The sequence below is a fragment of the Candidatus Electronema sp. TJ genome, from assembly GCF_048287355.1.
GTDB lineage: Bacteria > Desulfobacterota > Desulfobulbia > Desulfobulbales > Desulfobulbaceae > Electronema.
This window is the reverse complement of record NZ_JBLWEP010000090.1, coordinates 1-9962: the sequence shown is the minus strand read 5'-3', so window position 1 is coordinate 9962 and position 9962 is coordinate 1. Positions and strand designations below refer to the sequence as shown.

The 9962-nt window shown below is 55.6% G+C and carries 8 protein-coding genes and 1 pseudogene; 6 read left to right on the top strand and 3 right to left on the bottom strand.

Annotated elements, in window-relative coordinates; all coding sequences use genetic code 11:
* Positions 1-759 (top strand): toxic anion resistance protein (locus ACNKID_RS07830; protein ID WP_417912884.1); only part of this gene is annotated, 759 nt, incomplete at its 5' end.
* A 42-nt stretch (positions 760-801) separates the two neighbouring features.
* Here the strand turns inward: ACNKID_RS07830 and gltX are convergent.
* The 3 genes from gltX to tatB all read right to left on the bottom strand — a co-directional run bounded on the left by gltX (position 802) and on the right by tatB (position 3587).
* The gene (gene gltX, locus ACNKID_RS07825; protein WP_417912883.1) at positions 802-2307 is read right to left on the bottom strand and encodes a glutamate--tRNA ligase; all 1506 of its coding nucleotides are present in this window, start codon (positions 2305-2307) and stop codon (positions 802-804) included.
* Between the two features lie 123 nt (positions 2308-2430).
* Positions 2431-3159 carry a twin-arginine translocase subunit TatC gene (gene tatC / locus ACNKID_RS07820; RefSeq protein WP_417912882.1) on the bottom strand — a complete coding sequence of 243 codons (729 nt, stop codon included), beginning with the start codon at positions 3157-3159 and terminating at the stop codon, positions 2431-2433.
* The gene (tatB, locus tag ACNKID_RS07815) at positions 3156-3587 is read right to left on the bottom strand and encodes a Sec-independent protein translocase protein TatB (protein WP_417912881.1); all 432 of its coding nucleotides are present in this window, start codon (positions 3585-3587) and stop codon (positions 3156-3158) included. The genes tatC and tatB overlap by 4 nt, the downstream gene beginning before the upstream one ends.
* Before the next feature lie 180 nt (positions 3588-3767).
* Between tatB and ACNKID_RS07810 the strand changes: the two genes are divergently transcribed.
* From ACNKID_RS07810 to thrC, 5 genes and pseudogenes are all read left to right on the top strand, one after another.
* Positions 3768-4922: an SO_0444 family Cu/Zn efflux transporter gene (locus ACNKID_RS07810; RefSeq protein WP_417912880.1), complete on the top strand. Its 1155-nt coding sequence runs from the start codon at positions 3768-3770 to the stop codon at positions 4920-4922.
* Between the two features lie 48 nt (positions 4923-4970).
* A pseudogene (locus ACNKID_RS07805) lies at positions 4971-5066 on the top strand (hypothetical protein); the annotation flags it as partial.
* Positions 5067-5101: 35 nt separating this feature from the next.
* The gene (locus ACNKID_RS07800; RefSeq protein ID WP_417912879.1) at positions 5102-5536 is read left to right on the top strand and encodes a hypothetical protein; all 435 of its coding nucleotides are present in this window, start codon (positions 5102-5104) and stop codon (positions 5534-5536) included.
* Positions 5533-8280, top strand: coding sequence for a KGGVGR-motif variant AAA ATPase (locus ACNKID_RS07795; RefSeq protein ID WP_417912878.1), 2748 nt, complete (start codon positions 5533-5535; stop codon positions 8278-8280). The genes ACNKID_RS07800 and ACNKID_RS07795 overlap by 4 nt, the downstream gene beginning before the upstream one ends.
* Before the next feature lie 60 nt (positions 8281-8340).
* A complete protein-coding gene (gene thrC / locus ACNKID_RS07790) occupies positions 8341-9741 on the top strand; it encodes a threonine synthase (RefSeq protein ID WP_417912877.1) in 1401 nt (466 codons plus the stop codon).
* Positions 9742-9962 lie beyond the last annotated feature (221 nt).

The window sequence follows — 9962 nt, the reverse complement described above, 5'->3', positions numbered from 1 at the left end:
CGCCGCTACGAAACCCTCAAAGTGCAGATTGATGCCATCATCAAACGGCTGGAGGGCGAGAAGACCAACCAGATTTCTCATCTCAACCGCTTGGACACCCTCTTTGAGCGCAACAACGAGTATTTCAACCAGCTGGAGGTAGTGATTGCCGCTGGCGAGATGAAGCTGGGCGAGATGGAAGCCCAGTTCGAGCAGCAGCGGCAGACGCTGGCCGCCCAGAACGGCGTGGATGCCAAGGAATTGCAGGATTTGAAGGACTTCGGCGACTGCATTCAGTCTTTAGACCGCAGGCTCTACAACCTCAAGCTGGCCCGCGCCTCAGCGACAACCTCCGGCCCGATCATCCGCGTGGCCCAGCAAGGCTCCAAGGCGATTGTGGAGATGATTCAGGATTCGATCCTGATGATGATCCCGGAGTGGAAGAAGCAGCTGGTCATCGCCATTTCCTTGTTTGATCAGAAGCGGGCGATGGCGATGGTCAATGAGACGCGGGAGATGACCAACAATATGATGATGTCCACCGCCGAGATGCTGGGCGAGACGCAAGCGGCGGTGAAGAAGGCCCAAGGCGAGGGCTTTGTCAAAGTCGAGACCTTGCAGCAGATGACCGACAAGCTGATTCAGACCATTGACCAAGGCATCAAAATGGATGTCGAGAACCGGCAGAAGCGGGCCGAGGGCTTGCAGAAGCTCGCTGAGGCTGAGGAAAAGCTGAAGGCGGCATTGAAATCGGCCAGCGAGGCGGCACTAGGGGCGTGAGGAGTGCTTGCGGCGAACTCCTCACGAAACAAGATGTTGTGGTTACGCCGCTGCCAGTTCCTCCTGCCGGACATAAAGATGCTCAATGCTCCGCATCCGCCGCACTGTTTTCTCCTTGCCCAAGGCAAGGAGAACATCAAACATCCCTGGCCCGGCAAGCTGGCCGGTCAGCACAGTGCGCATCCCGTTGATCAGCACGCCGGGCTTGATGTCTAACTCCGTGGCCAAAGCCCGTGCAGCCTCTTCGGTGCTTTCCTTGCTGAATTCGGGCAGGGCGGCGAAACGCTCCGCCAGCAGCGGCAGCCAGGTTTTCAGCTCAGGATATTTGAGCACATTCTTCTTCAGCGGCGCGGCCTCAACTGCGTAATCCTCGGCGAAATAGGCCCGGCCCAGCGTGGCGAAGTCGCAGACCGTGTGGAAGCGGTCGCGGATGAGATTAAGCGTCTCCAAGAACCACGCCCGCCGCGCTTCCTCGTAGGCATCATCCCACAAGCCCTGCTTGAGGAAGTCTTTCTTCACCAGCTCAGCCAGCTCCTCAATCGGCATGGAGCGCAGATAGTGCTCGTTGATGGCGATCAGCTTCGGGTCGGTGAAGAACTTCGGGTCGTCCTTCTGCAAGTTGAACACTGAGTTAACCTTGCCGATGCGCTCCAGCGTGAAGGCTTCAATCAGCTCCTCGCGGCTGAAGATCTCCTGCTCTGTGCCGGGATTCCAGCCCAGCAGGGCAAGGAAGTTGCACAAAGCCCACGGGATGAAGCCTTTCTCGCGGTAGAACTGCACTGCCACCACCTCGCCGTGGCTGCGCTTGGATATCTTGCGCTTCTGGAGATCAAGGGTGAGCGGCATGTGCGCGAAGATCGGCAGCGGCGCGCCCAGAGCCTCGTATAAGAGCACCTGCCGGGTGGTGTTGCTCAGGTGATCTTGGCCGCGCAAAATGTGGGTGATGCGGTCGCGGATGTCATCCACCACATTGCAGAGCAGATAGAGCGGCTTGCCGTTGGAGCGGACAATGACAAAATCCTCGATGTCGCTGTAGGCCCGCTCAATGGTGCCGAGCACCTTGTCCTCGTAGGCAACCTTGCCCTCGCGCTTGGGCACCTTGAAGCGAATGGTAGCCGGGATGCCCTGCGCTTCCTTTTCCGCAACTTGCTCTTTGCTCAGATTGCGGCAGGTGCCATCATAACCGACCTCATCCTGCTTGGCGGCCATCGCCGCCTCGCGCTTGCGATCCAATTCATCTTTTGTGCAGAAGCACTTATAGGCATGACCAGCAGCCAGCAATTGCTCTGCGGCCTTGCGGTGCTCGTCCGCGAATTCGGTCTGGAAATACGGCCCCTCGTCCCAGTCCAGCTCCAGCCATTGCAGGCCGTCAATGATGCCGTCGATCGAGGTCTGCGTGCTGCGCTCTTCGTCGGTGTCCTCGATCCGCAGCACTAATTTGCCGTTGTTCTTTTTGGCCCAAAGCCAGTTGAGCAGCGCGGTGCGCGCACCGCCGATATGCAGGTAGCCGGTGGGGCTGGGTGGAAAACGGACGCGGACTTCGGTCATGTCATGTGCTCCTTTGAGTGGCAGGTCAAATCCGTTGAACAGGCACTTTCCGAGTGTCTTCAAATAGAGCTGTTCAGTTTGAACAGAGATCAAATCAAATTAGTTTTAACAGATGCAAGACATTCAAGATGCTGCTGCTTGCGTTTGGACAAAGATTTTCATTGCGATGATGCCGGCCTCGTACAGCCCGAAAAGCGGCAGGGCGAGCAGGACTGTTGCGGCGAGGTCGCCCGCCGCGAGCAGGAAGGCCAGAACGACGATGGCAATATAGAAGAATTTGCGCTTGTGCTGAAAATGGCTGCGCTGCACTAGCCCGGCGGCTGCGGCCATGACCATCAAGAAAGGGATTTCAAAGGAGACAGCAAAGGCCAGCACCAGCCGGGCGGCAAAGGCCAGATAAAGATTGAGCTTGAGCATGGGCCGGAGGTTTTCTCCCGCATAGCTCATAAAAAAAGCCAGCGTGCGCGGCAAAACAATGAAAAAAGCGAAGAACGCGCCGACCAGAAACAGCCCGCCGGACCAGCAGATGATCCGCCGGACCAGCCGCTTCTCGTGGGCCAGCAGACCGGGCGCGGCAAACATCCACGCCTGATAGAGCAGAAAGGGAAAGCTGACTGTGATGCCGCAGAGCAGGGCCAGTTTGAGATAGGAAATAAATGCGTCGGTCAGGCGGGTATAGACCAGTTTGCCCGGCTGGGCGTTTTCCAGCAGCGGACGAAGGGAGAAGGCCGCAATCTGGTCAATGAACAGCCACGCCACGCCGGTGCAGGCCGCAACTGCAAGAGCGGAGACCAGCAGCCGTCTGCGCAGTTCCTCGTGGTGGGGCCGGAGCTGTTCAAGAAAGGCGATCATGCCGCTGGTTCGGGCGGCGGAACAGGATTCCTGCCGACCACCCGCTCCTCAGCCGCCGCATCCTCTGGAGCTGCCGCCGCCGCATTGTCGGCTTGCTGCTCCTCAAGCCGCTCAGCCAGCTCGGCCATGTCAGCTTCCATCTCGACATCCGCAGCCTGAACCGGCGGCCGACTCGGCCCGCCGCCGATCTCGTCATCCGCCAGCAGCCTGTCCTTCATCTGCCCGGCAGTCTTGCGCAAATCATCCTTCACCGAGCTAATGACCTTGGTTTCCTCGTTCAAGCTCTCTTTGATCTGATTCATCGCCCCGCGCAGCTCGTTCACGCCTTTGGCCAGCGAACGAGCCAGATCAGGCAGTTTGTCCGGCCCGACCACAATCAAGGCCACGACCAGAATGACGATCATTTCAGGAAAACCTATGCCGAACATAGCGTTTCGTCCCGTCGAAGGTGCGGTGGAGAGAAGAAGAAAGGGAATGACTGCCGCAATGTACGTGATTTGCCTCTGCCTGTCAAGCGCGTCGCGTGCTGCTGCGGTTTTCAGTTGACGACCGGCGCAGAGTGCGTTTAGATGCGCAGACACAGTCCTTTTCTCCAACACGGTGCCATCATGCTCTCTTTTCTTGCCGAGGTTGTCAACGCCTCTTGGCAGCTGCTCAACCAGGCGGCCTTCTACATCCTCTTCGGACTGCTTGTGGGCGGCCTGCTGAAAACCTTCCTCTCGCCCGCCTATGTGGCCGAGCATCTCGGCAAAGGCCGTTTCAGTTCGGTTTTCAAGGCGGCCCTGCTCGGCATTCCGATCCCGCTCTGCTCCTGCGGGGTGCTGCCCGCCGCCGCCACGCTGAAGAAGCAGGGAGCGAACAACGGCGCAGTCACCGCCTTCCTCATCTCCACGCCGGAGTCCGGGATTGACTCTATCACCATGAGCTGGGCTTTGCTCGATCCGATCATGACTGTGGCCCGTCCGGTCTCGGCCTTCATCTCCGCCGCCGTGGCTGGGCTGCTGGAGAATTTCATCTCCTTCAAGCCGTCAAAAGCTGAGCCGCAGGCCGCTCTCCCGCCTTTCCGCATGGCTGGAGCCGCAGCATCTGCTGCACCTGCGCAGCAGCCAGGCTTCGCCGCCAAACTGAAAGCCGGTGTTCAGTATATGGTCAATGATCTCTGGCCGGACATCATGGGCTGGTTTTTCATCGGCATCATCGCAGGCGGGATCATCACCGCCTTGGTGCCGGACGAGATTTTCTCCACGTGGCTGGGCGGCGGCTTTTACTCCATGCTGCTGATGCTGGCGGTGGGCATTCCGCTCTATATCTGCGCCTCAGCCTCAACCCCGATCGCCGCAGCCTTCATCCTCAAAGGAGCCAGCCCCGGCACCGCCTTGGTCTTCCTGCTCGCCGGGCCAGCCACCAACATCACCTCGCTGACTGTGCTGATCGGCATTCTTGGCAAACGGGCCACCGGGCTGTTCCTGCTCTCCATCGCTGTGGTCAGCGTGCTCTGCGGCTTGGCCGTGGACGCGGTCTATCTCTCTCTCGGCATCAAGGCGGCGGCAACGATTGGTCATCACGGGGCGATGCTGCCGCATGAAGTCATGCTGGCGGCGGTCGTTGTTCTCTTCGCCTTGTCCGTGCGCCCGCTGCTGAACAGCCTGCAACGCCGCTTCGGCAAGACAGAGGCAAAGAAGTCCTCCTGCTGCGGGACGCAGCCTGAGCAGGAGGAGAAAAGCTCCTGCGGCTGCGGCGGGAAACACAACACATGCTGCTGAGACAACATAACCAGCAAGCCACTCTGATTTCATCTTTCTGAATTCTCTATGAACTACATCAGCACACGCGGCGGCATCGCGCCTGTTCCTTTTGACCAAGCCGTGATGATGGGTCTGGCACGGGACGGCGGCCTGCTCCTGCCCGTCATCCTTTTCTAACGCAGTCCAGATATTCAAAGATGGCAATCCCTTTTACTTACCGAGAGATGGCAAGAGCGTGGCGGGTCAATTTGTCCGCATCTGAGCGGACAGGCAGAAACAACGCGCTCAGGCTGCTGTTATTTTACGCCGTGGAATGCGGATTGAAAGCGGTCATCATGAAGAGATGCAGCGCGAAACGAACTGATTCTTGCCCGGAGATTGGAACGGCGCAACATAACATCAACAAGCTGCTTGATGTGGTCAGTGTGAACGGACAGCTACGATTGCCCCACAGAATTCAGATGTGCGATCTGGTTGGTTCCGGCAACAGCAGCGAAAGACGTGAACTGAACGCTGGCCAGATCAATCAGATGTGGAGATATGGCGGTCAGTCAGCTAGTGCTGAGACTGACGATATACTGGAAGAAAAACTGCTACAGATATCCGAATGGATCAAGAGAGAGCTGCGATGAATTTTTCAAGATTGCTGACATGGCTTGATGTGAAAAGGGTTATTCGGGAAGTAACAGTCGGCGGCAGAAAGCTCCCAGATGGAATAGTCAGGATATCATGCTATTCCGATGCATTGGAAATAGGCATTCAGCAAAAAGAACAGATTGAAAAAGCTAAAAAAAAATTGAAGGACTGGTTTGGCGAGTGGTATCAAGAAGAGAAGTCGGTTATTCAGCTTGATTTCGGCGACGGTGCGCTTCCAGTAGAGTTTATATACGGGGAAGAGCCAAGCAACACGGATATATCCCCACGCCCTTTCTGGGAGGAAATGGCGTATCTCGAAAAGAGAGAGCTGGACGGGGAAACAGAATTTTCTGCAATCCCCGGACTTCCGCTTCCGCAGCCGTTTCTTTCTAACAAACCCAAACTGGTCTCGTTTTATTCCTTCAAGGGCGGAGTGGGCCGCACGCTACATTTGGCTGCCTTCCTTTTTGCTCTGCTCGACAGGGCTAAAGAGCTTGGGCAGACAGCGACAGTATTGGTGATTGATGCCGATTTAGAGGCTCCCGGCCTCACCTATTGGAATCGTCAGGAAAGCCAGCAGCCCTCTGTGTCTTTTCTGGATTTTCTCGAAATATATCAATATGCGCCTTCAGATATTGTCGAGACACTTGATTTATTTGCAAAGGAGATAAAAAAAGCTCCTAAAACAGACGGAAGAACAACTTGGTATTTTCTTCCAGCCTGTCTCAAAGACAGACAGCTACTTGACACTCCCGTCCTGCCTGAGCATTTAGCCAGAAATCAGGACGGATGGGAGTGCGGCAAGGCCGTCTTTCAATTAGGACAGGCGGTCGGAGCGGATTACGTTTTGATAGATCTCCGAGCCGGGTTGAGCGAAATATCAAGTCCTATTCTTTTTGATCCCCGCATACAGCGTTACATTGTAACAACCATCACCGAACAATCCGTGTCAGGAACAAGTCTTGTGCTTGATCAAATAAGCTGTCTTGCACCTCCGGCATCAACTCAGACGGAAGAAGTTGACTATTACGATCCTTCCTTGATTATAAGTATGCTGAAACCGGAACTTAAAGATCGGCCAGCTTTTGCAGATGCTCTCGTCAAGCTCAGGTCGGCTTATGATTTGGAAAGGCTGCAAATTTCAGAAACAGATTTTGCTGAAGAGCTGCTGTATATCAACGGCTGGGAGGATGCCCGCTCCAAGCTCGCGCCGTCTTCGATTATGAGAACGGCAAGAGAATGGGCTAAGAGTCAGCTAAAGTCATCTGCAACCCAGAAGACTGGATACAACAAAGAAGGGCAGCTCAGTGAAGCCCGCAAGCTCAGAGAGGTTTGCAAGCAGTATGAATTTGCTGAAAATGGCAAAGGCAAAGGGCTGTTGGTCACCGATCCCTTGAAAAATCTTGCCGCCGCCTTCAGCGAGGAGCTGCCCCGTGCAGTTTCCATTGGCGCGAAAGGGGCTGGGAAGACATTCAACTACATCCAGCTCTCTCAATTCCGCACGTGGGAAAAATTTGTGGAACATGTGCTCAAAAGAACGCCGGAAACGGAGCTGAAGACGGAAACGTACATCTTCCCTCTGCTTCAATCGAAAGTTCTCAAAGATGATGCAGCGCAAATCACAATGACGGCGAGAGATGAAGTGACAAAAGCCCTCGACACCGATTTGCCGGAATTTTCTCCCAGCGCATGTCAGGACAGAATCAAGGAGATGCTTCATAAAGAAACGTGTTCAGAATTGGAGTGGACCAGCTTTTGGGTTGGCGAACTTCAGAATGCCTTGGGCATTGGTTATGGCAGCGGCCAGCCGAACACGTTGACATACCTTAACAATGAACTCAAGCAACGAGGCATAAAGGTTGTTTTTTTGTTTGATGGTCTTGAGGATGTCTTTACAGAAATTTCTTCTAATTCAGCACAGCAGTCGGCACTCAGAGCACTCATTGATCTGCCCAAGAGACTTTCCGAAATCCGTCAAGCAAACATTGGAGTTATCATCTTTCTCCGTCGTGACTTTCTTCGGCATATTGTAACACAGAATCTTGCCCAGTTTGAAAACCTCTACCGAGCTTACGACCTGTCTTGGGATGAAGAGTCATTCAAGAGGCTTGTCTTCTGGATTTGCAGCCAAGCTGGGGTGATCGATGCAAAGGCAGAAGAAGTAGAGTCCTTGAGCCGAGACGAGCTGAACGACCGGCTTGAACAGCTCTGGGGCATGAAACTTGGTGCGGACAGCTCAAAGGAAGCCAGCAGCATCAACTGGATATTTGCAGCTTTGACAGATTTCAAGGGTCGGATTCAAGCTCGCGACATTGTGCGCTTTCTGCTGCATGCAGCGAAAATTGCTATCGACCATGCAGAAGAAGTTATGCTGGACAGATGGGCGACCGACCGTATGCTGCCTCCTCAGGCTATTCGGCGAGCAATTGTGCCGTGCAGCCGTGAGAAAGTCGATGAAGCTAAGGAAGAATACCCAGAGTTCAAAAGATGGGTTGAAAAGATTGCCGATAAGCAGGAGAAAAAAATTCCATTCACACTTGAACATTTTGACACGAACCAAGATGAGAAGGGAATTTTAGAGGAAATGGGTGTCATTTATGAAGACAGGGAAAAAGATGGCGTAGCCCGTTTCTATATGCCAGAAATCTTCCGTTCAGGCTTGGATTTCACCCCAGAAAAAGGTGCGCGGCCACGTGTTCTGGTGCTGAAGCGCAAAGCACTCGGCCCAAGATACGCTTGATTAAACAACCAGCAAGAGAAACAAGAGATTGCTGCATTCATCAACATTAAAACTGACACTATGAACTACATCAGCACACGCGGCGGCATCGCGCCTGTTCCTTTTGACCAAGCCGTGATGATGGGTCTGGCACGGGACGGCGGTCTGCTCCTGCCGGAACATCTGCCCACGATTGATCCAGTCCTGCTCAACGCCTGGCAGACGCTTCCTTATCAGAATTTGGCGTTGGAAGTGCTCTCGCTCTTCACCGGCGACATGCCCCGCGCCGATCTGGAAGACATGATCGAGCGGGCCTACAGCAGCTTCCGCCATCCGCACGTCACGCCGCTGCGCCAAGTCGGCGGGCTGCACATTCTGGAGCTGTTTCACGGCCCGACGCTGGCCTTCAAAGACGTGGCCCTTCAGCTGCTCGGCAATCTTTTTGAGTACGAGCTGAACAAAAGCGGCGGCTTCATGAATATCATCGGCGCGACCTCCGGCGACACCGGCAGCGCGGCGATTTACGGCGTGCGCGGGCGGAAGGGGATCAACATTTTCATCCTCCATCCGCATGGCCGCACCAGCCCGATTCAAGCCCTGCAAATGACCACGGTCACGGACGCGAATGTCTTCAATATCGCGGTGCGCGGCACCTTTGACGACGCGCAGGCCATCGTCAAGACGCTGTTCAACGATCTGGACTTCCGCGACAAACACCGCCTTGGCGCGATCAACTCCATCAACTGGGCGCGGGTGCTGGCGCAGGTGGTCTATTACGTCTTCGCCTGCCTCAAGTTGCGCAAGCAGGGCTGCGAGTCGGTGGATTTCTCGGTGCCGACCGGCAACTTCGGCGACATCTTCGCTGGCTATGTGGCCAAGCGGCTGCTGCCGGAGGGCTGCATCAACCGCCTGATTCTTGCCACGAACTCGAACGACATTCTCAGCCGCTTCGTCAATCAGGGCGATTATTCCATTGCCGGGGCCGTGACTCCGACCTTCAGCCCTTCGATGGATATTCAGATCGCCTCCAATTTCGAGAGGTATCTGTATTATCTCTTCAATGAGGACAGCGGCAGGGTGAAAGCGGAAATGGAGCATTTCGCCGCGACCGGGCGGATGGATTTGTCCGGCTGCCAAGAGCTGGTGTGCCGCGACTTTGCCGCCCGCACGGTTTCCGAGGAAGAGACCATCGCCACGATCCGCCAAGTGCATCAGGAGCATGATTATCTGCTTGATCCGCACACCGCAGTCGGCGTGAGGGCCGCGCTGGAGTTGAAAGAGGAGCGGCCTGTAGTCTGCTTGGCCACTGCGCATCCGGCCAAATTCGGCGACGCAGTGCGCCAAGCCATCGGCAAAGAGGTGGAGCTGCCGCCTGCGCTGGCCGGGCTGTCCCAGTTGGCGAGCCGCTGCGAGGTTATGGATGCGGATATTGCCCAGATCAGGTGTCATGTCCAGCAACACGCTCTGCTGACCGCCGGATAGGCAGCGGAAAATGCCCCGCAGCACGCTGGGGACGCGCCGTTCCACGCTTGGAACAAGGCATCCGACACTTCGGATGAGGCGTTCCCAGCGTGGAATGACCCCTTCGACGCTTGGAATGCGGCGTTCCACGCTTCGGATGAGACATCCTGAGCTTGGAACGAGGCATCCGAAGCGTAGGATAAGGCATTCGAAGAGTGGAATGAACCGTTCGAAGCGTCGAA

What these genes read in the sequence shown, in the direction of transcription:
- tatB (WP_417912881.1), bottom strand. Translation starts at nt 3,587, where the DNA reads ATGTTCGGCATAGGTTTTCCTGAAATGATCGTCATTCTGGTCGTGGCC.
- thrC (WP_417912877.1), top strand. Translation starts at nt 8,341, where the DNA reads ATGAACTACATCAGCACACGCGGCGGCATCGCGCCTGTTCCTTTTGAC.
- ACNKID_RS07800 (WP_417912879.1), top strand. Translation starts at nt 5,102, where the DNA reads ATGGCAATCCCTTTTACTTACCGAGAGATGGCAAGAGCGTGGCGGGTC.
- ACNKID_RS07795 (WP_417912878.1), top strand. Translation starts at nt 5,533, where the DNA reads ATGAATTTTTCAAGATTGCTGACATGGCTTGATGTGAAAAGGGTTATT.
- ACNKID_RS07810 (WP_417912880.1), top strand. Translation starts at nt 3,768, where the DNA reads ATGCTCTCTTTTCTTGCCGAGGTTGTCAACGCCTCTTGGCAGCTGCTC.
- tatC (WP_417912882.1), bottom strand. Translation starts at nt 3,159, where the DNA reads ATGATCGCCTTTCTTGAACAGCTCCGGCCCCACCACGAGGAACTGCGC.
- gltX (WP_417912883.1), bottom strand. Translation starts at nt 2,307, where the DNA reads ATGACCGAAGTCCGCGTCCGTTTTCCACCCAGCCCCACCGGCTACCTG.